The organism is Kribbella sp. WER1, from assembly GCF_054189145.1.
The window spans coordinates 6761164-6786159 of sequence record NZ_CM135186.1 but is presented as its reverse complement, the minus strand read 5'-3'; the positions used below and the strand labels follow the sequence as shown (position 1 = coordinate 6786159).

Sequence of the window (24996 nt, the reverse complement as noted above, 5' to 3'; positions counted from 1 at the left end):
CAACCCGAGCCGACCGGACCAGCCGGACGCGTCGACCCGCCGCAGCCGACGGGCCGGGGCGGCGGGCCTCACGGGGCGGCGGCTCGGTGGCCCAACGGAGGGGTGGGTGACCGGGTGGGCCGCGGGATGGACGTGCGACGGGTACGCGACCGGGTGCGCCACTGGATCGGGTGGGTGACCGGGTGAGCCACGGGGTGGACGTACGACGGGTGGACGTACGACGGGTGGACGTACGACGGGTGGGGTGGGTGGGCGGTGGGGGATGCGGCTGGGTGTGCGGGGTTGGCTCGTGGCGGGGACCCCTGGGGGCCGGGGAGCTGTGGCTGCGGGTGGCTCGGGCTGGTGACGGCGGGGCGGAAGGTGCGGGGGGCTAGAGCGGCTCGATGTCCGACAGCCCGTCCGGCGTCAGCTCCACCCAGCGCGTGATCCCGATCTCCCGCAGGAACGGCACGTCGTGGCTCGCGATCACCAACGCCCCGCTGTACGACGCCAGCGCGTCCTTCAACTGCGCCACACTCCCCAGATCGAGGTTGTTCGTCGGCTCGTCCAGCATCAGCAACTGCGGCGGCGGCTCCGCGAGCAGCAACGCCGCGAGCGTCGCCCGGAACCGCTCGCCGCCCGACAACGTACTGACCAGCTGATCCGCCGACCGCCCGCGGAACAGGAACCGCGCCAGCCGCGCCCGCCGCTCCTGGTTCTCCGTACTCGGCGCCAGCAACGCCAGGTTATCGACGATCGACAGGTCGTTCCGCAGCAGGTCGAGCCGCTGAGGCAGGTACCGGAACGGCACCAGCGGCAGCTCCCCCGCCACGACCGACTGCAGCAAGGTCGTCTTCCCGGCGCCGTTCGGCCCGGTCAGCGCGATCCGCTCCGGCCCGCGGATCTCCAGGTCGACGCGCGCCCCGGTCCGCAGTACGTGATCCTCCAGCCGGAGCACGATCCGCCCCGCGGGGACGGCGGTCTTCGGCAGGTCGAGGCGGATCGTCTCGTCGTCGTGGACCTTCTCCTCGGCGTCCGCGAGCGCCTCCTGCGCCGAGTCGAGCCGCTCGGACTGCATCCCGAGGTGCTTGCCGGCCGACACCTGCGCCGACCGCTTCAGCCCACCCGCGATGATCTTCGGGATCCCGCCCTGCTCGAAGGCACGCTGCCCCCGGGCCCGGCGCTGGTCCATCTTCATCCGCGCCTCGACGAGATCCTTCTTCTGCTTGCGGACGTCGGCCTCGGCCGCCCGGAGCATCCGCTCGGCGGCCTCCTGCTCGACCGCGACCGCCTCCTCGTACGCGGTCAGGTTGCCGCCGTACCAGGTGACCTCGCCCTTGCGGAGGTCGCCGATCTGGTCGACCCGGTCCAGCAGCTCCCGGTCGTGGGACACGATCAGCAACGCGCCGCGGAACTGGTCGACGGCGTCGTACAGGTGCCGCCGCGCCCGCAGGTCGAGGTTGTTCGTCGGCTCGTCGAGCAGCAGTACGTCGGGACGCCGCAGCAGCTCGGCCGCGAGCCCGAGCAGGATCGTCTCGCCACCGGACAGCTCGCCGACGCTGCGGTCCAGGCCGATCGCGCCCAGGCCGAGCTTGCCGAGCAGCGCCTCGGCGCGTTCGTCGACGTCCCAGTCGTCGCCGACGATCGCGAAGTTCCGCTCGGAGGCGTCACCGGACTCGATCGCGGTGACGGCCTGCCGTACGGCGTCGATGCCGAGCGCCTGGTCGACGCGCAGCGAGGTGTCGAGGGTGAGGTCCTGCGGCAGGTACCCGAGCTCGCCGGCGACCCGGATCGACCCGTGCTGCGGGGTCAGCCGGCCGGCGATCAGCCGGAGCAGCGTCGACTTGCCGGCGCCGTTGCGGCCGACCAGTCCGGAGCGGACCGGGCCGGCCACGAAGGTCAGGCCGTCGAACAGCACCTCGCCGTCGGGCCAGGCGAAGGACAGATCGGTACAGGACAGGGAAAAACTCATGAGTTGTCGACTCCTACTGAGGTCTCGGACGAGACCGCACGCCAGAACGGCGGCGATCGATCGGCTGCAGAGAGGACCTCAGTTCGACAACTCGAACCCCTGTCGTCGGGAATGTGACTTCTGAAGGATACGGAGTCCGGCCGGGCCGTTCAACCGTTTTCGGAGCGCTTGCGCCAGGCAACGACCACGAGATCGACCAGCGCCACCCCGGTGAGCAGCCCGAACACGATCACCCACCCGAACGGCAACCCGAGCACGACCGCCAGCACCGCGGCCGCCGCGAACAGCACCAGCCCGAACGCCGACAGCACGATCCGCAGCGTCAACGCGCTGCGCGGCGGAGGCGGCTCGTACATACCTCCTCTGTACTCCTACGGAGCTTTGCGGAGCCAGGTTTCGACGCCGGCGATGTGGGCGGTCATCCAGGCCCGGGCAGCCTCGGCGTCACCGCTCTCGATCGCGTCCAGGATCGCGGCGTGCTCGGACAGGGTCCGCTCGACCGCGCCGGCCTGGGTGACGCCGCGCCAGATCCGGGCCCGCTGGGTGGCGCCGGAGACGCCGTCGAGCAGCGAGCAGACGACCTGGTTCCCGGTCGCCTCGGCGATCCCGCGATGGAACTGCAGGTCGTTCGCGACCAGTTCCTCGACGCCCGCGTCCGGCGCGAGGTCGCTGCACAGCAGCCGCAGCCCGGTCACCTGTTCGGCCGTGATCCGGGTCGCGGCCAGCGCGGCCACCCCGGGCTCGAGCAGCCGCCGCACCTCGAAGAACTGCAGCACCGAGTCGTCGCGGTGCAGGTCGACCATGAAGCTCAGCGCGTCCAGCAGATGCGCCGAGTCCAGGCTCGTCACGTAGGTCCCGTCGCCGTGCCGGACGTCCAGCACGTTCACGAGCGTGAGCGCCTTGACCGCCTCCCGCAGCGAGTTCCGGGACAGCCCGAGCCGCGCGGCCAGGTCCGCCTCCTTGGGCAGCCGATCCCCCGGGCCGAGTTCCCCCGAGGTGATCATCCCCTTGATCTTGACGATCGCCTCATCCGTCAGCGCCATCCGCTCAGTATGCCGCCGGCGGTGCCACCGCCGGCGGCCTGAAGGCCAATCATGCCCAGGTGGACTGATCCGGAGCGTGACGTTGGCCACACTGCTGCACGAGGCTGATCATCACCGGTGGCGAGCGGACAACTGCATACAGTTCGCAAGTGCGCTCCCGGCGACGTCCCGCTCACCGTGCAGCGGGTGCCGGAAAGCCACCTCTGCAAGGCGTCCCGGAGCTATGACCGTCGCTCTCCGCATCCGGCCGGGCCACGCGGAACGCGTGTGGCCTGAAACACCTTTGTGGGCAGTGTTTCAGGCCTCGAACGATCGTCCCGCCGAGGCCCGACCACTCGACACACTGGTCCGGTGGTCCCCGGCTGTGGAAGTGGTCCGGGTGCTATTAGCCTTTGCTTGGGACACCACCCATAACATCAGCATTAAGCACTGCGGTACCGGACCCGAAATCGGAAGAGGCGAACTGCCAAGTGGCCACCGAGCCATCAGACACCAATCCCCTAGCAGCCTTCGGTGCGAACGAATGGCTGGTCGACGAGCTGTACGAGAAGTACCAGCAGGACCCGAATTCGGTGGATCCGGCGTGGCACGACTTCTTCAAGACGTACAACCCCGATGGTGCAGCGAAGCCGGTGACCACCACCCCGGCCGACGCTCCCCGGCCGGACGCGGTGTCCGACAACAAGACGCCCGAGGCGCCGAGCCGCGGAACGATCCCCGCGCCCGCCCCGGCAGCAGCAGCACCGGCAGCACCCGCGACACCGGCCCCTGCGCAGGCCGCCCCAGCACAGGCCCCGGCCGCCAAGGCGGCCGTTCCGACCGGAGGCACGGTGAACCAGCCGCCCAGCGCCAAGCCCAAGCCGGCCCCCGCGACCAGCGCGGACTCCGAGCGGCAGATCCTCCGCGGCGCGCCCGCGCGGACCGCGCAGAACATGGAGACCAGCCTCACGGTCCCGACCGCGACCAGCGTGCGGCAGGTGCCGGTCAAGCTGCTGATCGACAACCGGATCGTCATCAACAACCACCTGAAGCGTGCCCGCGGCGGCAAGATCTCGTTCACGCACCTGATCGGCTGGGCGCTGGTCAAGGCGCTGAAGACGCTGCCGGAGCTGAACGCGTCGTACGACGAGACTGACGGCAAGCCGACGCACGTACAGCCGGCCCACATCAACCTCGGCCTGGCCATCGACATGCAGAAGCCGGACGGCACCCGGCAGCTGCTGGTGCCGTCGATCAAGGCCGCCGAGTCGATGAAGTTCGCCGACTTCTGGATGGCCTACGAGGACATCGTCCGCAGGGCCCGGGACAACAAGCTCGCGCTGCCGGACTTCCAGGGCACCACGATCAGCCTGACCAACCCGGGCACGATCGGCACCCAGCACTCGGTGCCGCGGCTGATGACCGGCCAGGGCTGCATCATCGGCGTCGGCGCGATGGAGTACCCGCCGGAGTACCAGGGCGCGGCCGAGGAGACGATGGCCAAGCTCGCGGTCAGCAAGGTGATGACGCTGACCTCGACGTACGACCACCGGATCATCCAGGGCGCGCAGTCGGGTGAGTTCCTGCGCCGGATCCACCAGCTGCTGCTCGGCGGCGACGGCTTCTACGACGAGATCTTCCAGTCGCTGCGGATCCCGTACGAGCCGATCCGCTGGGCCGCCGACCTCCCGCACAGCCACGAGGAGGACATCAGCAAGCAGGCCCGGATCCTCGAGCTGATCCACGCGTTCCGGGTGCGCGGCCACATCATGGCCGACACCGACCCGCTGGAGTACAAGCAGCGCAGCCACCCGGACCTGGACGTCGCCACCCACGGCCTGACGCTGTGGGACCTGGACCGCGAGTTCGCCACCGGCTCGTTCGGCGGCGGCGACCGGCGGTTCATGAAGCTCCGCGAGATCCTCGGCATCCTGCGCGACTCGTACTGCCGGACCACCGGTATCGAGTACATGCACATCCAGGACCCCGAGCAGCGCAAGTGGATCCAGGAGCGGGTCGAGCGCCCGCACACCAAGCCGCCCCGCGAGGAGCAGCTGCGGATCCTGGCCAAGCTGAACGAGGCCGAGGCCTTCGAGACCTTCCTGCAGACCAAGTACGTCGGTCAGCGCCGGTTCTCGCTCGAGGGCGCGGAGACCACGATCCCGCTGCTCGACGAGCTCTGCGAGGAGGCGGCCGGCGCCGGGCTGGACGAGGTCGCGATCGGGATGGCGCACCGCGGCCGGCTGAACGTGCTGGCGAACATCGTCGGCAAGTCGTACGGCCAGATCTTCCGCGAGTTCGAGGGCAACATCGACCCGCGGACCGTGCAGGGTTCCGGTGACGTCAAGTACCACCTGGGCGCCGAGGGCGAGTTCGTCTCCGAGTTCGGCGACAAGATCAACGTCTCGGTGGCGGCGAACCCGTCGCACCTGGAGACCGTCGACCCGGTGCTCGAGGGCATCGTCCGGGCCAAGCAGGACATCCTCGACCGCGGTGCGGCGTTCCCGGTGCTGCCGGTGCTGGTGCACGGCGACGCGGCGTTCGCCGGCCAGGGCGTGGTCGCGGAGACGCTGAACCTGTCCCAGCTGCGCGGCTACCGGACCGGCGGCACGATCCACGTGATCGTGAACAACCAGGTCGGCTTCACCACCTCGCCGGCCTCGTCCCGCTCGTCGATGTACTCCACCGACGTCGCGCGGATGGTGCAGGCGCCGATCTTCCACGTGAACGGCGACGACCCCGAGGCCTGCATCCGGGTCGCGGACCTCGCGTTCGAGTACCGGCAGGCGTTCAACAAGGACGTCGTCATCGACCTGGTCTGCTACCGCCGCCGCGGTCACAACGAGGGCGACGACCCGAGCTTCACGCAGCCGCTGATGTACGACCTGATCGAGCAGAAGCGCTCGGTGCGCAAGCTGTACACCGAGGCCCTGATCGGTCGTGGCGACATCACGATCGAAGAGGCCGAGCAGGCGATGCAGGACTTCCAGCAGCGCCTCGAGCGGGTGTTCGCCGAGGTCCGGGACGCGAAGAACGAGCCCGACACCCCGCCGCCGTACGTCACGGCCCCGGAGTACCCGGACAAGCCGGAAGGCCCGGACGCGACCGCGATCACGCCCGAGGTGCTGAAGAAGATCGCCGACGCGTACACCACGCTGCCGGAGGGCTTCACCGTGCACCCGAAGGTGCAGCCGCAGCTGCAGCGCCGGGCGCACGCGATCACCGAGGGCCCGCTGGACTGGGCGAGCGCGGAGATCACCGCGTTCGGTTCGCTGCTGCTCGACGGGCGGCCGGTTCGGCTGGCCGGCCAGGACAGCCGCCGCGGGACGTTCGTGCAGCGCTTCGCGGCGATCATCGACCGGGTGGACGGCCAGGACCACGTCCCGCTGCAGCACCTGGACGCCGACCAGGCGAGCTTCTTCGTCTACGACTCGCTGCTCAGCGAGTACGCCGCACTCGGCTTCGAGTACGGGTACTCCGTGGCACGGCCGGAGGCGCTGGTGCTCTGGGAGGCGCAGTTCGGCGACTTCGTGAACGGCGCCCAGTCGGTCATCGACGAGTACATCTCGTCCGGTGAGGCGAAGTGGGGCCAGAAGTCCGGCGTCGTACTGCTGCTGCCGCACGGCTACGAGGGCCAGGGCCCGGACCACACCTCGGCCCGGATCGAGCGGTTCCTGCAGCTGTGCGCCGAGGACGCGATGACCGTCGCGCAGCCGTCGACGCCCGCGTCGTACTTCCACCTGCTGCGCCGGCACACGCTCGGCGAGGAGCACGTCCCGATGATCGTCTTCACGCCGAAGCAGCTGCTGCGGCGCAAGGAGGCGGTGTCGCAGCCGGAGGAGCTGACCCACGGCACGTTCCGGCCGGTGCTCGGCGACGCCGAGGCGGAGGCCAACCCGCCCGCCGTCGAGCGGGTGATCCTGGCGTCGGGCCGGATCGTGTACGACCTGCTCGCCGAGCGGAAGAAGGTCGAGCCGGACAAGATCAGCACCGCGATCCTCCGGGTCGAGCAGCTGTACCCGCTGCCGCACGAGGAGATCACCGCCGAGCTGGCGAAGTACCCGAACGCGGGCGAGATCCGCTGGGTGCAGGACGAGCCCGCGAACCAGGGTCCGTGGCCGTTCATGGCGCTGAACCTGACCGAGCACCTGGGCGGCAAGCCGTTCTACCGGGTGTCCCGGCCGGCGATGTCCGCTCCGGCGGTCGGCTCGCACGGCGTCCACGGCACCGAGCAGGCCACGCTGCTGAAGCAGGCGTTCAGCTGACATGTACTTCACCGACCGCGGGATCGAGGAACTCGAGAAGCGCCGCGGCGAGGAAGAGGTCTCCCTCGCCTTCGTCGCGGACCGCCTCCGCGAGTTCGTCGACCTGAACCCCGAGTTCGAGACGCCAATCGAGCGCTTCGCCACCTGGCTGGCTCGACTGGACGACGAGGACGAGTAGTTATCCTGAGCGAATGCCCTTCGCCAAGCAGCCCGTACGCCGGGTCGCCGCGGCGGAGGGCGTTCGTGTGTCCGGGGCCTGGCCGCACACGATTCCCGCCGTACACCAGCTGCTGACCGACGGCCTGGACCTCGACCCGGGCGTCACGTTCCTGGTCGGCGAGAACGGCGCCGGCAAGTCCACCATCGTGGAGGCGGTCGCCGTCGCCTTCGGCCTCTCACCCGAAGGCGGCTCCACCGGCGCCCGCCTGAGCACCCGGGTCAGCGAGTCGTCGCTCGCCGGCGACCTGCAGCTGACCCGCGGCGTCGGCGGCATCCGCCGCGGTTTCTTCCTCCGCGCGGAAACCATGCACGGCTTCTACACCTACCTCGAGCAGAACCCAGGCGGTCCAGAGCCGGTCTTCCACGAGATGAGCCACGGGGAGAGCTTCCTGAGCCTCATCAGCGACCGCTTCGTCCGCCCGGGCTTCTACTGCCTGGACGAACCCGAGTCAGCCCTCTCGTTCTCCAGCAGCCTCGCCGTCGTCGGCGTCCTCAACCGCCTGGCCGAATCCGGCTCCCAGGTCCTCTGCGCCACCCACTCCCCCGTCATCGCCGCCCTCCCCGGCGCCACCATCCTCGAGGTCGGCGACTGGGGCATCCGCCGTACGACCTGGGACGACCTGCGGCTGGTCCAGAACTGGAAGGCCTACCTCCAGACCCCCGAGCAGTACCTACGGCACGTCTTGTAGCTCAGGTCAGTTCGCGGTCGGCCAATGCCGTGACGCGGGCCGCCAGGTCGGTCAGCGTCTCGTCCTGACGCGCTGCCGCGTCCGCGAGCCGCCATACGTCGGCCTTCCAGGCACCGGTGGCCGATCCACGACACCGATCCGCTCGAATCCGCGATCCAGCAGCCCGCGCGCATCCTCGGGCCGCTGCCGGGCGACCGCCTTGATCGCGCCGACCGCGTTCGCGAGCGCGCTGGCGACAGATCGGCGAACTGGACGAACATCAGCCGACGTCGGTCCGAATGCAGCAGATCCGTCGATGTCGCTGTACGCATCCTCGGTCCCGGTGGCCAGCGAGCCGAGCAGGCCGGTCGACGACCCGTCGCAGCAGGACTCCAGGGCAGCGCGGACGGCGGCCACCAGCTCGGCGCGCTGCATCAGTCGGTGTGCGGCGGCCTGATGCGCCGTGGTGGGTCCGGGGCCAGGGAGCCGTCCGGGGCGATGTGCTCGAAGATCTGGTCGACCAGGTTCAGCACGTGTGGGTCGTCGACGGTGTAGATGTGGCGGCGGCCTTCGCGGCGGGCGGTGATGATGCCGGCCAGGCGGAGTTTGCCGAGGTGCTGGCTGGCGGTGGCGATACTCACGCCGACCCGTTCCGCCAGGGTGCCGACGTCGTACTCCCCCTGGGCGGCCAGCGACACCAGGTGCAGCCGGACCGGAGCGGAGAGCATGGCGAAGGTGCCCGCGGCGGATTCGAGCTGCGCCTTCGTCGGTTCTGGGTTGGTCATCGCGCAGTCATTGTGACCGGTCGAGCGGCCTGTGGGCAGTCCGGCGTGCCGAGGTGAGCACGGTCTCACACTTTCGCAATTGCGAAAGTATCAAAACGGTGGCAGGCTGGAACCATGTTCCGAGCGATCCGCCCCGTGCTCCTGCTGCTCCTGGTGGCGATTCCCGCGGTCGTGCTGCGCCTCACCGGCACGCACCCGCCGGCCGCCGCCTCGATCGCGATCTTCGGCCTCGCGGTGGTGGCAGCGTCGTTCGTCCTCGCCTGGGCCGCGGAGGCCGCGGAGATGGACATCTCGGGCGGCCTGGCGATCGCGCTGCTCGCGGTGATCGCGGTCCTCCCGGAGTACGCGGTGGACCTGTACTTTGCGCACACCGCCGGCTCCAACCCGGACTACGTGCAGTACGCCGCCGCCAACATGACCGGGTCGAACCGGCTGCTCCTCGGCCTCGGCTGGTCCGCCGTCGTCCTGATCAGCCTGTACGTCGCCTCCCGGCGCAGCGGCCGCACCGTGAAGTCCCTGGTGCTGGAGTCCGGGTACCGCCGCGAGCTCGGCTTCCTCGCGGTCGCCGGTGTGGTCGCGTTCGTGATCCCGGTGACCGGGCAGATCCACCTGGTGCTCGGCGTACTGCTGCTCGCGTTCTTCGCGTTCTACCTGTATCGCGCGGCCACCTCGGGGCACGACGAGGAGCCGGACCTGATCGGCCCGGCCGCGACCATCGGCGCGCTGCCGCAGCTGCAGCGCCGGATCCTGGTGACCGCGATGTTCCTGGTCTCCGCCGGCGTGATCCTGGCAGCCGCGGAACCGTTCGCCGACTCGCTCGTGCAGGGCGGTCGGGCGCTCGGGATCGACCAGTTCCTGCTGGTGCAGTGGCTGGCCCCGCTGGCGTCCGAGGCGCCGGAGTTCATCGTCGCGATCCTGTTCGCGTGGCGCGGCAAGGGCGCGGCCGCGCTCGGCCTGCTGATCTCCGCGAAGGTGAACCAGTGGACCCTGCTGATCGGCAGCCTGCCGATCGCGTACGGCATCGGCGGCGGTGGCGCCGCGCTGCACCTGGACGGGCGGCAGATCGAGGAGTTCCTGCTGACCGCGACGCAGACCCTGCTCGGTATCGCGATCCTGCTGAACCTGCGCTTCCCCCGCTGGGCGGCCTTCACGCTCCTGGGCCTGTTCGCGGTCCAGTTCGCCGTCCCCGGCCAGACCGGGCGGTACGTGATCAGCGCGATCTACCTGCTGCTCGCGATCGGCGCCACCGTGCACAACCGCAAGCAGCTGATCCCCACGATCACCGCCCCGTTCCGGCGTACGCCGGCGACCGTGGACGCCGAGCGCGAGCTGCAGAACGTCTAGCTCGCCTGCTGTTCCTCGATGATGGTCGGGCGGGTACGGCGTTCCTGCGGGCCGGGACGGCCGCGGCGGCGACCGGAGAGGAACTTCTCGCCGGCCGCGGTGCCGGTGAACTTGGTGCGGCGGGCCCATTCCCGGCACTGGTCGATCACCGGGCACGACGTCAGGCAGATCGCCTGCGCCTTCCGCTGCTCCCACTGGCTGGCGGTCTCGTCGTACGACGGCGCCCGGCCGACGCATGCGGCCTTCGCCATCCAGTTGTCGGCCGGGTCAACGATCACCGTCAAAGTAGGCCTCATCAGCTGCTCCTCGTCGCTCAGGCGGTAGGAACAGCCTCGCTCCGGCTCGTTGCCCCGATGCGACGCGAATGTTTCAGGCGTGAAACTTAGTGACGGACCATGCGGATCTCGCGGAGGTCGAAGTACGGGTCGTGCTTCGCGGTGCCGTCGGGTTCGAAGCCGTGCCGCCGGTAGAAGGCGCGGGCCTGCGCGTTGCCCTCGAAGACCCAGAGGAACGCCGGCTGCTTGCCGACGGCAACCTCCAGCAGGCGGGTGCCGAGACCGGTCTTCCAGAACGCCTGGCGGGTGTAGATCGCCTCCAGCTCGAACGCCACCGGCGCGTCGTCGTCGCGGCCCGGACCGGTGCCGACGAAGCCGCCGACCCGGTCCTCGACCGGCGCCGACGGGTCGGGGTTCAGCGCGATCCAGCGCTGCCCTCCGGTGGCGAGGTACGTCTGCCAGCGTTCGATCCGGCGCTCGAGGTTCGACGTCCGCTCGAGGAGCACGTCGGCCGGTACGAGGCCGGCGTACGCCTCGCGCCAGCACAGCAGGTGGCACCACGCGCCCGCCTCGGCGTCGTCGACCGTGGCGGGCCTGATCTCGGGTTGATGCACTCAGACAGTAAAGACGATCTTGCCGAACACGTCGCCCGTATTCATCTTCTCGAAGCCGGTGCGGGCGTCGGCGAGCGGCAGGACGGTGTCGATGTGCGGGGTGATCCCGGCGTTCGCCATGAACTGCACCAGCTCCGCGAGCTCGGTGCGGGTGCCCATCGTGGAGCCCTGGACGCGGAGCTGCAGGAAGAAGATCCGGTTCAGCTCGGCGGACTTCGGCGCCTGGCCGCTGGTCGCGCCGGAGATCACCAGCGTGCCGCCCTGCTTGAGCGACTTCAGCGAGTGCGACCAGGTGGCCTGGCCGACGGTCTCCATCACCGCGTCGACCCGCTCCGGCAGCCGCGCACCGGACTCGAACGCGTCGTGCGCGCCGATCTCGACCGCGCGCGACCGCTTGCCCTCGTCCCGGCTGGTCGCCCAGACCCGGATCCCGGCCGCGCGTGCAAGCGTGATCAGCGCGGTCGCGACCCCACCGCCGGCGCCTTGCACGAGCACGGTGTCGCCCGGCTTCAGCCCCGACTGCGTGAACAACATCCGGTACGCCGTCAACCAGGCCGTCGGCAAGCACGCGGCCTGCTCGAAGGACATCCCGGCCGGCTTCGGTACGACGTTCCGCGCTGGGACGGCGACCTTCTGCGCGAGCGTGCCCTGGTACCGCTCGCTCAGCAGCGACCGCTTCGGGTCGAGCGTCTCGTCACCCTTCCACGCCGGATCCGAGACGACCGCATGCACGACGACCTCGTTCCCGTCCGGGTCCACGCCGGCCGCGTCACACCCGAGAATCATCGGCAGGTTCTGCTCGGCGAGCCCGACACCCTTCAACGACCACAGATCATGGTGGTTGAGCGCAGTCGCCCGTACGTCGATCGTCACCCACCCGTCCGGCACGGTCGGCTCCGGTCGCTCCCCCACCTCCAACGCGGCAATCGGATCCTCGGCGTCGAACTTGGCAGCGTAGGCAGCAAGCATGCGAACCACCCTAAGCGCTGGTCCTCCCAACCGTCAGTGTCCGACCTCACCCACCACCCCACCCACCGCGCGAACCCTCCACCTCAGTGGGCAGCCCCCGAACTGGAGGGTTGCCCACCGAAAATCTCAGGGGGCAACCCTCCACTTCAACGGGCAGCCCCCGAGTTGGAGGGTTTGCCCACCTCCCGTGAGGGGATATCCCCGCGGGTTGTGCCTTATCCCCTGGTATACGAGCGGATAAGGCAACACTCGCGGGGATATCCCCTCACGTTGGGCCGGGCGAGCGTGGCGCCGCGCAGGTGGTGGGCGTCGCGGTGGGGGCAGGGTGGGTGGGGTCAGGGGCGGGCTACGCCGTCGGCTTGCGCGGCTGCGGCGACCGCGGTTGCTACGGCGGGGGCGACCCGTTCGTCGAAGGGGGACGGGATGATGTAGTCGGGGCGTAGGTCTTCCGGGGCGATCAGGTCGGCGAGGGCGTTGGCGGCGGCCAGTTTCATGCCTTCGGTGATGCGGGAGGCGTTGGCGTCGAAGGCGCCGCGGAAGATGCCGGGGAAGGCCAGGACGTTGTTGATCTGGTTCGGGAAGTCGGAGCGCCCGGTGGCGACCACGGCGGCGTGCCGGTGGGCGATGTCGGGGTGTACTTCGGGGTTCGGGTTCGCCAGCGCGAAGATCATCGCGCCGGGGGCCATCCGGGCGACGGCCTCCTCGGGGACCGTACCGCCGGAGACGCCGAGGAACAGGTCGGCACCGGCCAGCGCGTCGACCAGCCGGCCGGACAGGCCGCCGGTGTTGGTGTCGCGGGCGAGCGAGAGCTTGACCGGGTTCAGGTCGGAGCGGTCCTCGTGCAGGACGCCCTTGCTGTCGACCACCGCGAGGTCGCCGACCCCGGCCTGCAGCAGGATCCGCGCGCACGCGACCCCGGCGGCGCCGGCCCCCGAGATCACCACCCGGATGTCCCCGATCGCCTTGCCGGTGACCCGGAGCGCGTTGCGGAGCGCCGCGAGTACGACGACCGCCGTACCGTGCTGGTCGTCGTGGAAGACCGGGATGTCGAGCCGCTCCTTCAGCCGGCGCTCGATCTCGAAGCAGCGCGGCGCGGAGATGTCCTCGAGGTTGATCCCGCCGAACGTCGGTGCCATCCGCGCGACCGTCTCGACGAACTCGTCCACGTCGGTGCAGTCCAGCGCGATCGGCACCGAGTCGACGCCGCCGAACTCCTTGAACAGCAGCGCCTTGCCCTCCATCACCGGCAGCGACGCGGCCGGGCCGATGTCGCCGAGCCCGAGGACCGCGGTGCCGTCGGTGACGACCGCGACCACGTTGGACTTCCAGGTGTACCGCCGGACCAGCGACGGGTCTTCGGCGATCGCGGTACAGACCCGCGCGACGCCGGGGGTGTACGCCTTGGAGAGGTCGTCGGCGTCGCGGACGTGGATCGACGACGTGACCTCGATCTTGCCGCCGCGATGCAGTTCGAAGACGGCATCACCGGCGTGGGCGTCGGAGGGGACAACGGGCTCGACAGCTTGGGCGACCATGCGGGGACCCTTCGGGGCAGAGAGCGGAACGTGTTGTGGTGGGCGTTCGATGAGGGTGCGTCGAACGGCGCCGTTGCCAGGGGGTCACCCGTCTGCGACGAGTAAACCACAGTGCCAACTGGTCTGCTGTGAGGGGCCCCACATCGTCCTGGCGTGTGCCAGGATGCGGGGATTCACAACCCCTGTCGAGGAGAATCCGCGATGAACATCGTCCCCACTCTCCGCACGCGCCGGGCGCAGGCTGTCGCCTCGGTCGCCGTCCTCGCGCTCGCGCTGACGGCCTGCGGCGGCTCCGGCAGCGGCGGATCGGACGACAAGGCGAAGGCGGCCGGCATCACGCTGGTCAAGCCCGGCAAGCTGACGATCTGCACGCACCTGCCGTACAAGCCCTTCCAGTACAAGGACGGCACCAAGGTCGTCGGCTTCGACGTCGACCTGCTCGACCTGGTCGCCGAGGACCTGGGTGTGAAGTCCGACGTGGTGAACATCGAGTGGTCGCAGGTGACCTCGGGTGCCGCGTTCCAGGCGAAGAAGTGCGACATGGGCATGGGCGCGATGACGATCACCCCGGCCCGCCAGGCCGCGATCAGCATCACCGACCCGTACATGGACGCCACCCAGGTGCTGCTGGCCAAGAAGGACTCCGGCATCAAGTCGCTGGCCGACCTGCGCGGCAAGAAGCTCGGCGCGCAGGCCGACACCACCGGCAAGACGTACGCCGACAAGAACGCCCAGGCGAACGGCTACACGGTGATCCCGTTCAACGACCTCGCGCTGCAGGAGAACAACGTGAAGTCGGGCCGGGTCGATGCCGCGATCAACGACAACGGCGTGCTGTACGACTACGTGAAGGACAACCCGGACCTGGGCGTGGTCGCCGAGTTCAACACCGGCGAGCAGTACGGGTTCGGCGCGCTGAAGGACGGCAGCGGCCCGAAGCTGGTGGCCAAGTTCAACGAACTGCTGGCCAAGGCGAAGACCGACGGCAAGTACAACGAGATCTACAAGAAGTGGTTCGGGGTTGAGCCGAAGAAGTGAGTACTTCGACGGAAACCAAACTCACCGAACGTAAGGGGCTGAGCCCGCGCCGGCGGGCCCAGCGCTCCCGCTGGATCCAGTACGCGATCCTCGTCGTGCTCATCGTCGCCGCGGCGTTCGCGGCGAACTGGCACCAGATCGCGAGCGTGTTCTTCCGGCCGTCGTTCATCAGGTCGACCTTCGAGAACGGCGTCCTGCTGGCGCTGGTGAAGACGCTCGAGTACACGGCCGGCGCGTTCGTGATCGGCCTCACCGGCGGCACCTTGCTCGCGTTGATGAAGCTCAGCCAGGTGGCGCCGTACCGCTGGATCGCGACGGCGTACATCGAGTTCTTCCGCGGGCTGCCGGCGATCGTGGTGTTCATCGCGTTCAGCCTGCTGCCGCTGGCGTTCCCCGGGCTGACGATCCCGTGGGACCCGTACGGCGTGGTCTGGCTGGCGCTCGGCATCGTCGCCTCGGCGTACATGGCCGAGGTGATCCGGGCCGGTATCCAGGCGGTCCCGAAGGGGCAGGTCGAGGCGGCCCGGTCGCTCGGCATGCCGGCCGGGCTGGCGATGCGGAAGATCGTGCTCCCGCAGGCGTTCCGGATCGTGCTGCCGCCGCTGACCAACGACCTGATCCTGCTGGTGAAGGACTCGTCGCTGGTGTTCATGATCGGCGTGGCCGCGGACGGGTACGAGCTCACCGGCTTCGGCCGGGACCTGGCGAACACGGACTCGAACCTGACACCGATCGTGGTCTGCGGCTTCTGCTACCTGGTGATCACCCTGCCGCTGGGCATTCTCGCCCGACGGCTCGAAGCCCGTACGGCGAGGACGCGCTGACATGGCCCTGGTAGAGATCAAGAACCTGCACAAGTCGTTCGGCAGCAACCATGTCCTGCGCGGGATCGACTTCAGCGTCGAACAGGGCGAGGTGGTGTGCGTGATCGGCCCGTCCGGGTCCGGCAAGTCCACGCTGCTGCGCTGCGTCAACCTGCTGGAGACCCCGCAGGAGGGGCAGGTGATCGTCCGCGGTGAGGACATCACCGACCCGGATTGTCACCTGGACGCCGCCCGGCAGCAGATCGGGATGGTGTTCCAGCAGTTCAACCTGTTCGCGCACCTGTCCGTGCTGGCGAACTGCACCGTTGCCCAGCGCACCGTTCTGAAGCGCAGCGAGACCGACGCGGACCGGATCGCCCGCGCGAACCTGGAGCGGGTCGGACTGCACGACAAGATCGACGCGTACCCGGCCCAGTTGTCCGGCGGTCAGCAGCAGCGGGTGGCGATCGCCCGGGCGTTGTCGATGGACCCGGCGCTGATGCTGTTCGACGAGCCGACGTCCGCGCTCGACCCGGAGCTGGTCGGCGACGTACTGACCGTGATGCGCAAGCTGGCGCTGGACGGGATGACGATGCTGGTCGTCACCCACGAGATGGCGTTCGCCCGCGAGGTCGCGGACCGGGTGGTGTTCATGGACGGCGGCGTGATCGTCGAGCAGGGCCCGCCCGCGGACGTGATCGGCGCCCCGAAGGAGGAGCGCACCCGGACGTTCCTGCGCCGGGTGCTGGACCCGACACACGTGGAACCGGCCGACTGAGAGCACTCTCAGTGACGCTGCGTGTCCGGCCGGACGCCGGGCGCGCAGCGGGTACGGCGGTCAGACTACGAATCGGTCTCTGTTCCGGGTTGGTCCGTGCGCGGCCCGCGGGGCGTTGTGTCAAGATGCGGACACATGGCACCGGGCCGACCGGTGCCCGGTCTTGGAGGACCAGATGTCTGTCCTGCGAAGGACGCTGGTGCTGTCCGGCGTCCTGGTTCTCGCAGCCGCCGGGTGCGGCTCGAACTCCCTCGAAAACGGCTCGTCCACGTCCCCGTCGACCGCTCCGTCGAGCGCCCCCTCCAGCGCCCCGGCGAGCGTCGACCCGGCGCTGAGCGGCGCGCTGCCGCCGAAGATCAAGGCGGCCGGCAAGATCGTGGTCGGCGTCGACGCCACCTACCGGCCGAACGAGTTCCTGCAGGGCGGCAACACCGTGGTCGGCATGGACGTCGACCTGTTCGACGCCGTGGCGAAGAAGTTCGGCGTCACCGTCGAGTGGCAGCCCGCGACGTTCAGCACGATCATCACCGGCGTGCAGGGCGGCAAGTACGACATGGGCATCTCGTCGTTCACGATCAACGCCGAGCGCAAGAAGCAGGTCAACATGGTCAGCTACTTCAGCGCCGGCACCCTGTGGGCGGTCAAGAAGGGCAACCCGAAGGGCGTGAACGCCGACGACGCGTGCGGCAAGAACGTGGGCGTGCAGACCGGTACGACGCAGCAGCAGGACGACCTGCCGATCCGGCAGAAGAAGTGCAAGGACGCCGGCAAGCCCGCGATCAACGTGCTGCCACGGGACAAGCAGGACCAGGCGACCGCGGACCTCGCGTCCGGCAAGACCGACGCGATGCTGGCCGACTCCCCGGTCGTGCTGGACGCGATCAAGCAGACCAACGGCCAGCTCGAGCAGCTCGGCCAGATCTACGACGCGGCGCCCTACGGGTACGTGATCCCGAAGTCGGAAACCGCCTTCGCGCAGGCGATCGTCACCGCGCTGCAGGCGCTGAACACCGACGGCACCTACAAGTCGGTTCTGCAGAAGTGGAACAACGACTCGGGCGCGATCTCGAACTTCGCCGTCAACCCGTGAGCTGAGACATGAGTACCGAAACCGAAGCCCGGCCGCAGGACGCTCCTGGGCGGCCGGGCGCGATCGACGCCGTCCCGGTCCGGCATCCCGGCCGCTGGGTCGCGATCGCCGTGATCGCGGTGCTGGCCGCGATGCTGCTGCACCTGCTGGTGACCAACAGCGCCTTCGACTGGAAGTTCGTGTTCCAGGCGATGAACCAGCAGCCGGTCATCAACGGCTTCCTGAAGGGCACGCTGCTGGTCACGGCGCTGTCGATGATCGTCGGGGTCGGCGGCGGCGTACTGCTCGCCGTGATGCGGCTCTCGGACAACCCGATCCTGTCCGGTGTCTCGTGGGTGTTCACCTGGTTCTTCCGGAGCATCCCGCGCTACATCCTGCTGTTCACGATGGGCACGCTCGGGATCCTGTTCCCGAAGGGCATCGCGTTCGGGGTGCCGTTCGACTGGAAGCTGATCGAGTGGTTCGGGCTGTCCGGCGACTGGCGGTTCCTGAACCTGGACGCGAACCAGGTCTTCACCGGCCTGGTCGCCGGTGTGATCGGGCTCGGCCTGTCCGAGGCGGCTTACATGGCGGAGATCGCCCGGGCCGGGATCATGAGTGTCGACAAGGGCCAGGCCGAGGCCGCGCAGGCGCTCGGCATGGGCAGCGGCAAGGTGATGCGCCGGGTGGTGCTGCCGCAGGCGATGCGGGTGATCGTGCCGCCGACCGGCAACGAGACCATCGCGATGCTGAAGGACACCTCGCTGCTGGTCGCGGTGCCGGTGATCGGCGAGCTCTTCTACCAACTGCAGTCGATCGGCAGCAACTTCTACAAGACGTTCCCGATCGCGGTCGCGGCCACGCTGTACTACTTGGCCGCGACGAGCGTGCTGATGGTCGGGCAGTACTTCCTGGAGCGGCACTTCGGCCGCGGCTTCGGGACCACGAAGGCGCCGCGAGCCGCGCGCCCGGCCGGGGCGGGAGGCGCCTGATGCCGCTGGTGCATGCGGTCAACGTGACCAAGTCGTTCCACCACAACGAGGTACTGAAGGGCATCGACCTCGACGTCGAGCGCGGGCAGGTGGTCTGTCTGCTCGGCCCGTCCGGGTCCGGCAAGACCACGTTCCTGCGCTGTATCAACCAGCTCGAGACGATCGACGGCGGCCGGATCTGGGTCGACGACGAGCTGATGGGGTACGCCGACCGGAACGGGAAGCTGTACCGCCTGACCAACAAGGAGATCGCGGCGCAGCGGCGCGAGATCGGGATGGTGTTCCAGCGGTTCAACCTGTTCCCGCACATGACCGCGCTGGAGAACATCGTCGAGGCGCCGACGCAGGTACGCCGCGAAGGCCGAAAGAGCGCCCGGGAGCGGGCGATGAAGCTGCTCGACCGGGTCGGCCTGGCGGACCGCTGCGACGCGTATCCGGCGCAGCTGTCCGGCGGGCAGCAGCAGCGGGTGGCGATCGCGCGGGCGCTGGCGATGCAGCCGAAGCTGATGCTGTTCGACGAGCCGACGTCCGCGCTCGACCCGGAGCTGGTCGGTGAGGTGCTGGCGGTGATGCGCGAGCTCGCGCTGGACGGTATGACGATGATCGTGGTGACCCACGAGATGGCGTTCGCCCGGGACGTCGCGGACACCGTGGTGTTCATGGACGCCGGCGTCGTGGTCGAGGCCGGCGACCCGAAGGACGTGATCGGCAACCCGCAGCACGCCCGGACCCAGGCGTTCCTGACCCGCCTGCGCTCCGAGCACGAACACCCGTAGTCACTTTCTCGCCTCGATCGACCCCCGTTCGCCGTGCATCAAACCCGTTGAGGTTGGATGATGTACGGCGTGGTGGGTCGATACGAGGGAGACGATGTGAGCAGCACCGGAGGAGCCGCCGAGGTTCGCCTGAGCATCCCGGCGGACAGCGCGTACATCGCCGTACCGCGGTCGGTGGTGGGCAACCTCGCGGCCCGCAACGACTTCACGCTGGACGCGATCGACGACCTGCGGATCGCGGTCGACGAGGCGTGCGCGCTGTTGCTGCCGCAGTCGGCCGACGGCGTACTGGAGTGCGTCTTCCAGATCGCTCCGCCGCAGCTCACGGTGCGGACGAGCGCCGTCGTACCGAACGGCTGGCGGCCGGACACCACGTCGTTCGGCTGGACCGTGCTGACCGCGCTGGTGGAGTCGGCGGCCGCGGAGACCATCGACGGCCGGCTGACGATCACCGTGACGGCCACCGCCACCGCCACGGAGAGCCTGTGAGTGACGAACAGACTCCGGAATCGCCTGATCTTCGGACCCGTACCGCCGGTTTCTTCCAGCAGATGGCGGCCGGTTCGCAGGATCCGGGGTACCCGGTCGCGCGTGACGGGCTGGTCGCGCTGCACATGCCGCTGGTGGAGCACCTGGCCCGGCGCTTCCGGAACCGCGGCGAGCCGTACGACGACCTCGTCCAGGTGGCGACGATCGGGCTGATCAAGGCGATCGACCGGTTCGACTCCGACCGCGGGGTGGAGTTCTCGACGTACGCGACGCCGACGATCCTCGGCGAGATCAAACGGTACTTCCGGGACAAGGGCTGGGCGATCCGGGTGCCGCGGCGGCTGCAGGAGCTGCGGCTGTCGCTGACCGCCGCGACCGCGGAGCTGACGCAGGAGCTCGGCCGGGCGCCGACGGTGGCCGAGCTGTCGGACCGGCTCGGACTCTCGCCGGACCTGGTGATCGAGGGCCTGGAGTCCGCGAACGCGTACAACACGTTGTCCTTGGACGCTCCCGATCAGAACGAGACCGACGCGACCACGGTCCTGGACGGGCTCGGCGGGGAGGACGAGGCGCTGGAGAGCGTCGAGTACCGCGAATCGCTGAAGCCGTTGCTGGCCCAGCTGGACACCCGGGAGAAGCGGATCCTCACGCTGCGGTTCTTCCGCGGAATGACGCAGTCGCAGATCGCCGAGGAGATCGGGATCTCGCAGATGCACGTCTCCCGGCTGCTCGCCCGCACCCTCACCGAACTGCGGACCGGCCTGCTCAAGGAGTAGGGCTAAAGCACATGATCGTTGGAGTCACCAGCGGTCAGCGCTTCGGTCGACGCCTTCTGGAAAACGCACACCAGAATGGCGACGGCCAGTACTGCGAGGCCGGCGGCAACGGCCTTGGATCCGCCGTCCCACAGGCTGTACGCGATCAGCAGCTGGATCAGCTGGGTGAACACCGTCGGCCCACGGCTCCAGCGCGCGGCCTTCCAGAGACCACGGACGGCGACGAAGACCAGGCCCACGCCGTACACCAGAAAGAAGCCGGTGGTGGTGAGTCCGAGGACGAGCCGGGAGCTGTCGACCGTCAAGGCTTGGGCAATTCCGAGAACGATGAGCACGAGCCCTTCCACAGCGACCACTGCCGCCGCTAATTTGAGCGGTCTCGGGACTGCGGCAACTGGGGAGTCGGTCGGCACTTCACCAGCTTAGTGCCGGCGCCCCGGGAGCCGCGCGAGCCCCGGCCCCACAGGGATTTGAGGTTCTGCGTAACCAAAAGATGGTTGGAACGGTTACCTGCAGTGAACGGGTACTTGCAGATGGGCCGCTTCGTCCGATAACCGGATGAAGAACGCCGCTGTGTGCCAGTTCGGAGTGTTAAGGAAGCGTTGTGATCGGATCGACAACTCAATAACCCTTGTTTCGATCCGCCAAGATTGGGAACATGGTCTCGTTCGTGAAAGCGTTCACAACAGACGCTGCACCAAACCCCCGTGCCTCACGAACCGACGAGTACAGCACCGCTGATCGGGCACAGACCTACCCGGCAGCATACGTCAACTACTGAGAGAGATGGGATCCGCCATGGATTGGCGCCACCGGGCCGTATGCCTCGACGAGGACCCGGAACTGTTCTTCCCCATCGGCAACACCGGGCCCGCGATCATGCAGATCGAGGAGGCCAAGCAGGTGTGCCGTCGCTGCGACGTGCGTGAGCAGTGCCTGGCGTGGGCGCTGGAAGCCGGCCAGGACCACGGTGTGTGGGGCGGCCTGAGCGAGGACGAGCGTCGTGCGCTGAAGCGCCGCAACGCCCGGCAACGCATCCGCACCGCCTGAGCAAGTCCTCTTCGAGGCCCCGCGGAACGCTCCGCGGGGCCTTTGTGTTTCACCCGCGTTCTTCACTCGCCGACCGGGATGTCCAGGGTGATCTGCGTGCCGGGCTTGCCGTCGTGGCGGGCGCCGAACTCCAGAGTGCCGTCGAGTTCGCCGAGCACCAGTGTGCGGACGATCGACAGGCCGAGGTTGCCGGACAGTTCGGTGTCGAAGTTCGTCGGCAACCCCTTGCCGTCGTCGATCACGTCGATGTGCAGCCGGCCGAGCGCCCGCTCCGCGACCAGCTCGATCGTCCCGCTGGCGGCGCCGGAGTCCCGGGCCCCGAACGCGTGCTCCACCGAGTTCTGCATCAGTTCGGTGAGCACCATCGCCAGCGGCGTCGCGACGTCGGAGTCCAGTACGCCGAACGACCCGGTCCGCCGGATCTCCACCGTGGTCGCGACCGTCGACACGTCCGCGACCATCGCGCCGACCCGGTCCGCGACGTCGTCGAAGTCCACGTGTTCGTCGAACGACTCCGAGAGCGTCTCGTGCACGATCGCGATCGACCCGACCCGGCGGACCGCCTCGGCCAGCGCGTCCTGTCCTTCGGGCACCGTGATCCGCCGGGCCTGCATCCGCAGTAACGCGGCGACCGTCTGCAAGTTGTTCTTGACGCGATGATGAATCTCCCGGATGGTCGCCTCCTTGGTGACCAGCTCCCGTTCCCGGCTACGCAGCTCCGTCACGTCCCGGAGCAGGATCAGCGCTCCCACGTGCTGGCCGTCCGAGCGCAGCGGGATCGCGCGCAGGAACAGCGTCGCGTCGGCGTTCTCGATCTCGATCTCCTTGGCGGCCCGCCCGGTGACCACCGACGCGAGCACGTCGTCGACCTTGTGTCCGGAATGCAGCAACTCGGCGGTGACGTCCTTCAGCCGGGAGCCGACCAGATCGGTCACCAGCCCCATCCGGCGGTACGCGGACAACGCGTTGGGGCTGGCGAACGTCACCATGCCGTGCCGATCGACCCGGATGCAGCCGTCACCGACCCGTGGGGTGGTGGACAGCAGCCGTTCGCCGCCGTACGGGAAGATGCCGTCGGTGATCATCCGGGCCAGGTCCGTCGCGCTCTGCAGGTACGCGATCTCCAGCCGGGACGGGGTCCGGACGCCGAGCAGGTTGGTGTTCCGCGCGATCACCGCGATCACCCGGGAGCCCCGGCGTACCGGGATGGTCTCGACCCGGACCGGGACGTCGTCGCGCCATTCGGGGTCGCCCTCGCGGCAGATCCGGCCGCCGTCGTACGCCTGGTCGAGCAGGTGCCGGCGGCCGCGCGGGATGAAGCTCCCGACGATGTCGTCGAGGTACGCCGTGGGTCCGGTGGTCGGGCGCATCTGCGCGCCGGCCCAGAAGCCCAGCCCCTCGGTGTCGGGAAGCCAGAGCACCAGGTCGGCGAACGACAGGTCGGCGAGCATCTGCCAGTCCGAGACGAGCAGTTGCAGGCGGTCCAGGTCGGCCTGGTCGAGCGTGGTGTGGTTGCGCGCCACATCGGTCAAAGACGGCACGGTCCGATGCTACCGATCGGCTTATACCAGGCTGATTACTGGTCCGCTCGACAAGTTGGCGTGTGTGGGTGTTGATTGAGCAGCGACAGATGAAAGGATGCTCGGGTGGAGTCGACGTACTGGCAGGACGTGATGGCCGCGGACTACGCGGTACCGCACGACCGTACGCTGACCGATCTCACCGAGGAGCTCGTCCGCGGCCTGGCCAGCACCAACCCCCAGGTCCGCGACGCCCTCGCGTACCCGACGCTCGCCACCTGGCTCGAGCGCGGGGTGTACGACGATCTGCTGCCCGGCTTCGGGGACGGCCTGTGCGCCGGACTGAACTACGGGCTCGGTGAGGACGGTACCGACACGGTCTTCCGCCGCTCGTTCACCGCGCTGACCCTGGCGGAGGTGATCCACCGCGACAACGCCGAGTTCCTGGTGCACGACGAGGTGGTGATGCGCTGGGGCGACCGGCTGGCGACCTGGCTGCTGCGCGAACGGGACCTGCGCGGCTACGTGCCGGACTGCGGGTGGGCGCATGCCGTTGCCCACGGCGCCGACGCGATCGGTGCGCTGGCGCGGTCGCGGCACTGCGACGCCGGCGTCCTGCGGGCACTGCTCGACGTGCTCGCGGACCGGATCGTCAAGGACACGCCGTACCGCTGGGTGCACGAGGAGCACGACCGGGTGGCGCATGCGGTGATGACGATCCTGCACCGGAACATGCTGTCCAGCGACGAGCTCGAGCGCTGGCTGAAGCCGATCGCGGCGACCGCCGGCCAGCAGCCGCTGATGCACGAGACGCTGCCGGAGTGGCCGTCGCCGAACGTGTTCAACGCCCGCGGTGTCCTGCACGTGCTGCTCAGCCAGCTCGCGATCGGCGTGAAGGGCTTCCCGATCCCCGGCGACGACGAGCTGTTCGGCCGCCCGATCCAGGCCCGCGCGGACATGCTGCTGATGCTGACCGAGGCGGTGCAGGCCTCGCAGCCGTACATCTACCGGCCCGCGGCGACCTCCTAGGGTTTCAGCGCGATCGTCGCGACCGCGGCCCGGTGGTCGGTGCCGTGGATCGCGTACGTCGTGAACGTGTCCGGCTCGAACTGCCGGGTCACCACCACGTGGTCGATCTGCGTCCGCAGTACCGCGGGCCGGTCCGCCGGCCAGGTGCCCTCGAGACCACCGCCGACCGACGGCCCGACGCTGCGGCAGTAGCCGCCGAGCGCGGCCCGGAAGTCGGCGTGGTCGACGGTCGCGTTGAAGTCGCCCGCGATCACCGTCGGCGGGTCCTGCGAACACCACTCGCGGACCTTCAGCAGGTCGTGCGCCCAGGTCGCCACGGAGTCCGGCAGCGGCGGGTAGCCGTGGTACGCGATCAGCCGCATCTCCCCCAGGTTCCCGCCGGTCACCACGATGTTCCCGAACGTCGTCCCGGGCTCTGACGCGAACGTCACCGCGCCGAGCGCCGGCGACACCAGCACACTCGTCGCACTCGGCGCCGCGGGGCTCGGCTGGTCCGTGTATCCCTTGTACTGCAGGTCCGGCAGCAGCGCGCGGATCTGCTCGCGGACGTCGGACTGTGCCTCGGGCAACGACACCAGGTCGGGCTTGCGGTCGCGGATCAGCTGCGCCACGTCCGCGGCCCGGGCGCCACCGCCGTACAGGTTCGAGACCATGATCGTCAGCACCCGCGAACCGGCCGGTGCCGGTCGCGCGGCGGAGAACTGCCGCGGCGCGGTCAGGGCCGCACCGATCAGCGCCAGTACGCCGATCATCGCCGCCGCGATCCGCCAGCCGCGACGGATCAGCATCAGCAGCGCGAGGACCAGCACCGCCACCAGCACCTGCGGGCGGAATGCCGCGACCTGCGTGAACGGGGTCAGTTCGTCGAGCCCGAACAGCTCCGGGAACAGCGGTACGGCGACGACGAGCAGGAACAGTACGGACAGCACGAGCCGCCGTACGAACCATGCCTTTTCGTTACCCATGCACTCACCCGATGGTCTGGTCGCTTGTCCGGACGAACGGTAGCGTGCTCCGTTGCGCCTGTAT

26 protein-coding genes are annotated in these 24996 nt (G+C 69.2%); 14 read left to right on the top strand and 12 right to left on the bottom strand.

The features are described from left to right. Positions 1-370: 370 nt before the first annotated feature. The 3 genes from ACXJJ3_RS33285 to ACXJJ3_RS33275 all read right to left on the bottom strand — a co-directional run bounded on the left by ACXJJ3_RS33285 (position 371) and on the right by ACXJJ3_RS33275 (position 2994). Positions 371-1951, bottom strand: a complete 1581-nt coding sequence (locus ACXJJ3_RS33285; RefSeq protein WP_458165833.1) for an ABC-F family ATP-binding cassette domain-containing protein — start codon at positions 1949-1951, stop codon at positions 371-373. A gap of 149 nt (positions 1952-2100) precedes the next feature. Beyond that, positions 2101-2307 carry a DUF6343 family protein gene (locus tag ACXJJ3_RS33280; RefSeq protein WP_458165832.1) on the bottom strand — a complete coding sequence of 69 codons (207 nt, stop codon included), beginning with the start codon at positions 2305-2307 and terminating at the stop codon, positions 2101-2103. Positions 2308-2322: 15 nt separating this feature from the next. Beyond that, on the bottom strand, positions 2323-2994 hold the full coding sequence (locus ACXJJ3_RS33275) for a FadR/GntR family transcriptional regulator (protein WP_458165830.1): 672 nt from the start codon (positions 2992-2994) through the stop codon (positions 2323-2325). Between the two features lie 470 nt (positions 2995-3464). Between ACXJJ3_RS33275 and ACXJJ3_RS33270 the strand changes: the two genes are divergently transcribed. The 3 genes from ACXJJ3_RS33270 to ACXJJ3_RS33260 are packed head-to-tail and all read left to right on the top strand — an operon-like array spanning position 3465 to position 8146. Further along, positions 3465-7238, top strand: coding sequence for a multifunctional oxoglutarate decarboxylase/oxoglutarate dehydrogenase thiamine pyrophosphate-binding subunit/dihydrolipoyllysine-residue succinyltransferase subunit (locus ACXJJ3_RS33270; RefSeq protein ID WP_458165829.1), 3774 nt, complete (start codon positions 3465-3467; stop codon positions 7236-7238). 1 nt (position 7239) lies between these two features. Further along, positions 7240-7416, top strand: a complete 177-nt coding sequence (locus ACXJJ3_RS33265) for a DUF6104 family protein (protein WP_458165828.1) — start codon at positions 7240-7242, stop codon at positions 7414-7416. 13 nt (positions 7417-7429) lie between these two features. Continuing rightward, the gene (locus tag ACXJJ3_RS33260) at positions 7430-8146 is read left to right on the top strand and encodes an AAA family ATPase (RefSeq protein WP_458165827.1); all 717 of its coding nucleotides are present in this window, start codon (positions 7430-7432) and stop codon (positions 8144-8146) included. Positions 8147-8197: 51 nt separating this feature from the next. On the opposite strand, the gene ACXJJ3_RS33255 is transcribed toward ACXJJ3_RS33260, so the two are convergent. Both ACXJJ3_RS33255 and ACXJJ3_RS33250 read right to left on the bottom strand, forming a co-directional pair. Then, positions 8198-8560, bottom strand: a complete 363-nt coding sequence (locus tag ACXJJ3_RS33255) for a hypothetical protein (RefSeq protein ID WP_458165826.1) — start codon at positions 8558-8560, stop codon at positions 8198-8200. Further along, positions 8560-8910: an ArsR/SmtB family transcription factor gene (locus ACXJJ3_RS33250; RefSeq protein WP_458165825.1), complete on the bottom strand. Its 351-nt coding sequence runs from the start codon at positions 8908-8910 to the stop codon at positions 8560-8562. The genes ACXJJ3_RS33255 and ACXJJ3_RS33250 overlap by 1 nt, the downstream gene beginning before the upstream one ends. Before the next feature lie 114 nt (positions 8911-9024). Here ACXJJ3_RS33250 and ACXJJ3_RS33245 point away from each other — a divergent pair, with 114 nt between their 5' ends. Then, entirely contained in the window at positions 9025-10254 is a 1230-nt protein-coding gene (locus tag ACXJJ3_RS33245) for a sodium:proton exchanger (RefSeq protein ID WP_458165824.1), read from the top strand. Here the strand turns inward: ACXJJ3_RS33245 and ACXJJ3_RS33240 are convergent. From ACXJJ3_RS33240 to ACXJJ3_RS33225, 4 genes are all read right to left on the bottom strand, one after another. Further along, entirely contained in the window at positions 10251-10550 is a 300-nt protein-coding gene (locus tag ACXJJ3_RS33240) for a WhiB family transcriptional regulator (RefSeq protein WP_458165823.1), read from the bottom strand. The two genes, ACXJJ3_RS33245 and ACXJJ3_RS33240, sit on opposite strands and share 4 nt — an antisense overlap. A gap of 86 nt (positions 10551-10636) precedes the next feature. Next, the gene (locus ACXJJ3_RS33235; protein WP_458165822.1) at positions 10637-11143 is read right to left on the bottom strand and encodes a GNAT family N-acetyltransferase; all 507 of its coding nucleotides are present in this window, start codon (positions 11141-11143) and stop codon (positions 10637-10639) included. Continuing rightward, entirely contained in the window at positions 11144-12112 is a 969-nt protein-coding gene (locus ACXJJ3_RS33230) for a zinc-binding dehydrogenase (protein WP_458165821.1), read from the bottom strand. It lies immediately after the preceding gene. A 335-nt stretch (positions 12113-12447) separates the two neighbouring features. Next, positions 12448-13647: an NAD(P)-dependent malic enzyme gene (locus ACXJJ3_RS33225; protein WP_458165820.1), complete on the bottom strand. Its 1200-nt coding sequence runs from the start codon at positions 13645-13647 to the stop codon at positions 12448-12450. 201 nt (positions 13648-13848) lie between these two features. Between ACXJJ3_RS33225 and ACXJJ3_RS33220 the strand changes: the two genes are divergently transcribed. The 8 genes from ACXJJ3_RS33220 to ACXJJ3_RS33185 all read left to right on the top strand — a co-directional run bounded on the left by ACXJJ3_RS33220 (position 13849) and on the right by ACXJJ3_RS33185 (position 20368). Continuing rightward, complete coding sequence (locus ACXJJ3_RS33220; RefSeq protein WP_458165819.1) at positions 13849-14685, top strand: ABC transporter substrate-binding protein; 837 nt, start codon at positions 13849-13851, stop codon at positions 14683-14685. After that, positions 14682-15509 (top strand): amino acid ABC transporter permease, encoded by an 828-nt coding sequence (locus ACXJJ3_RS33215; protein WP_458165818.1) that lies wholly within the window; start codon positions 14682-14684, stop codon positions 15507-15509. Before ACXJJ3_RS33220 ends, ACXJJ3_RS33215 begins: the two co-directional genes overlap by 4 nt. Before the next feature lies 1 nt (position 15510). Beyond that, complete coding sequence (locus tag ACXJJ3_RS33210; RefSeq protein WP_458165817.1) at positions 15511-16266, top strand: amino acid ABC transporter ATP-binding protein; 756 nt, start codon at positions 15511-15513, stop codon at positions 16264-16266. 175 nt (positions 16267-16441) lie between these two features. Next, a complete protein-coding gene (locus ACXJJ3_RS33205) occupies positions 16442-17356 on the top strand; it encodes an ABC transporter substrate-binding protein (protein ID WP_458165816.1) in 915 nt (304 codons plus the stop codon). Positions 17357-17364: 8 nt separating this feature from the next. Beyond that, a complete protein-coding gene (locus ACXJJ3_RS33200; RefSeq protein WP_458165815.1) occupies positions 17365-18327 on the top strand; it encodes an amino acid ABC transporter permease in 963 nt (320 codons plus the stop codon). After that, positions 18327-19103 carry an amino acid ABC transporter ATP-binding protein gene (locus ACXJJ3_RS33195; protein WP_458165814.1) on the top strand — a complete coding sequence of 259 codons (777 nt, stop codon included), beginning with the start codon at positions 18327-18329 and terminating at the stop codon, positions 19101-19103. Before ACXJJ3_RS33200 ends, ACXJJ3_RS33195 begins: the two co-directional genes overlap by 1 nt. Before the next feature lie 96 nt (positions 19104-19199). Further along, complete coding sequence (locus ACXJJ3_RS33190) at positions 19200-19592, top strand: ATP-binding protein (protein ID WP_209693669.1); 393 nt, start codon at positions 19200-19202, stop codon at positions 19590-19592. Then, positions 19589-20368 (top strand): RNA polymerase sigma factor SigF, encoded by a 780-nt coding sequence (locus tag ACXJJ3_RS33185; protein ID WP_458165813.1) that lies wholly within the window; start codon positions 19589-19591, stop codon positions 20366-20368. Before ACXJJ3_RS33190 ends, ACXJJ3_RS33185 begins: the two co-directional genes overlap by 4 nt. 2 nt (positions 20369-20370) lie before the next feature. On the opposite strand, the gene ACXJJ3_RS33180 is transcribed toward ACXJJ3_RS33185, so the two are convergent. Then, complete coding sequence (locus ACXJJ3_RS33180; protein ID WP_458165812.1) at positions 20371-20781, bottom strand: hypothetical protein; 411 nt, start codon at positions 20779-20781, stop codon at positions 20371-20373. Positions 20782-21166: 385 nt separating this feature from the next. On the opposite strand from ACXJJ3_RS33180, the gene ACXJJ3_RS33175 reads away from it, so the two are divergent. Continuing rightward, entirely contained in the window at positions 21167-21418 is a 252-nt protein-coding gene (locus ACXJJ3_RS33175; protein WP_130383822.1) for a WhiB family transcriptional regulator, read from the top strand. A 62-nt stretch (positions 21419-21480) separates the two neighbouring features. On the opposite strand, the gene ACXJJ3_RS33170 is transcribed toward ACXJJ3_RS33175, so the two are convergent. Further along, positions 21481-22959 (bottom strand): sensor histidine kinase, encoded by a 1479-nt coding sequence (locus ACXJJ3_RS33170; protein ID WP_458165811.1) that lies wholly within the window; start codon positions 22957-22959, stop codon positions 21481-21483. Positions 22960-23064: 105 nt separating this feature from the next. On the opposite strand from ACXJJ3_RS33170, the gene ACXJJ3_RS33165 reads away from it, so the two are divergent. Next, positions 23065-23967, top strand: a complete 903-nt coding sequence (locus tag ACXJJ3_RS33165; RefSeq protein WP_458165810.1) for a DUF2785 domain-containing protein — start codon at positions 23065-23067, stop codon at positions 23965-23967. On the opposite strand, the gene ACXJJ3_RS33160 is transcribed toward ACXJJ3_RS33165, so the two are convergent. Then, positions 23964-24932, bottom strand: coding sequence for an endonuclease/exonuclease/phosphatase family protein (locus ACXJJ3_RS33160; protein ID WP_458165809.1), 969 nt, complete (start codon positions 24930-24932; stop codon positions 23964-23966). The two genes, ACXJJ3_RS33165 and ACXJJ3_RS33160, sit on opposite strands and share 4 nt — an antisense overlap. Positions 24933-24996 lie beyond the last annotated feature (64 nt).

Bases quoted from the DNA above. Each gene is read 5' to 3' on its own strand.
- ACXJJ3_RS33280 (WP_458165832.1), bottom strand. From the start codon at position 2,307: ATGTACGAGCCGCCTCCGCCGCGCAGCGCGTTGACGCTGCGGATCGTG.
- ACXJJ3_RS33285 (WP_458165833.1), bottom strand. From the start codon at position 1,951: ATGAGTTTTTCCCTGTCCTGTACCGATCTGTCCTTCGCCTGGCCCGAC.
- ACXJJ3_RS33250 (WP_458165825.1), bottom strand. From the start codon at position 8,910: ATGACCAACCCAGAACCGACGAAGGCGCAGCTCGAATCCGCCGCGGGC.
- ACXJJ3_RS33255 (WP_458165826.1), bottom strand. From the start codon at position 8,560: ATGCAGCGCGCCGAGCTGGTGGCCGCCGTCCGCGCTGCCCTGGAGTCC.
- ACXJJ3_RS33225 (WP_458165820.1), bottom strand. From the start codon at position 13,647: ATGGTCGCCCAAGCTGTCGAGCCCGTTGTCCCCTCCGACGCCCACGCC.
- ACXJJ3_RS33230 (WP_458165821.1), bottom strand. From the start codon at position 12,112: ATGCTTGCTGCCTACGCTGCCAAGTTCGACGCCGAGGATCCGATTGCC.
- ACXJJ3_RS33210 (WP_458165817.1), top strand. From the start codon at position 15,511: ATGGCCCTGGTAGAGATCAAGAACCTGCACAAGTCGTTCGGCAGCAAC.
- ACXJJ3_RS33195 (WP_458165814.1), top strand. From the start codon at position 18,327: ATGCCGCTGGTGCATGCGGTCAACGTGACCAAGTCGTTCCACCACAAC.
- ACXJJ3_RS33200 (WP_458165815.1), top strand. From the start codon at position 17,365: ATGAGTACCGAAACCGAAGCCCGGCCGCAGGACGCTCCTGGGCGGCCG.
- ACXJJ3_RS33245 (WP_458165824.1), top strand. From the start codon at position 9,025: ATGTTCCGAGCGATCCGCCCCGTGCTCCTGCTGCTCCTGGTGGCGATT.
- ACXJJ3_RS33275 (WP_458165830.1), bottom strand. From the start codon at position 2,994: ATGGCGCTGACGGATGAGGCGATCGTCAAGATCAAGGGGATGATCACC.
- ACXJJ3_RS33240 (WP_458165823.1), bottom strand. From the start codon at position 10,550: ATGAGGCCTACTTTGACGGTGATCGTTGACCCGGCCGACAACTGGATG.
- ACXJJ3_RS33220 (WP_458165819.1), top strand. From the start codon at position 13,849: ATGAACATCGTCCCCACTCTCCGCACGCGCCGGGCGCAGGCTGTCGCC.
- ACXJJ3_RS33260 (WP_458165827.1), top strand. From the start codon at position 7,430: ATGCCCTTCGCCAAGCAGCCCGTACGCCGGGTCGCCGCGGCGGAGGGC.
- ACXJJ3_RS33160 (WP_458165809.1), bottom strand. From the start codon at position 24,932: ATGGGTAACGAAAAGGCATGGTTCGTACGGCGGCTCGTGCTGTCCGTA.
- ACXJJ3_RS33205 (WP_458165816.1), top strand. From the start codon at position 16,442: ATGTCTGTCCTGCGAAGGACGCTGGTGCTGTCCGGCGTCCTGGTTCTC.
- ACXJJ3_RS33175 (WP_130383822.1), top strand. From the start codon at position 21,167: ATGGATTGGCGCCACCGGGCCGTATGCCTCGACGAGGACCCGGAACTG.
- ACXJJ3_RS33265 (WP_458165828.1), top strand. From the start codon at position 7,240: ATGTACTTCACCGACCGCGGGATCGAGGAACTCGAGAAGCGCCGCGGC.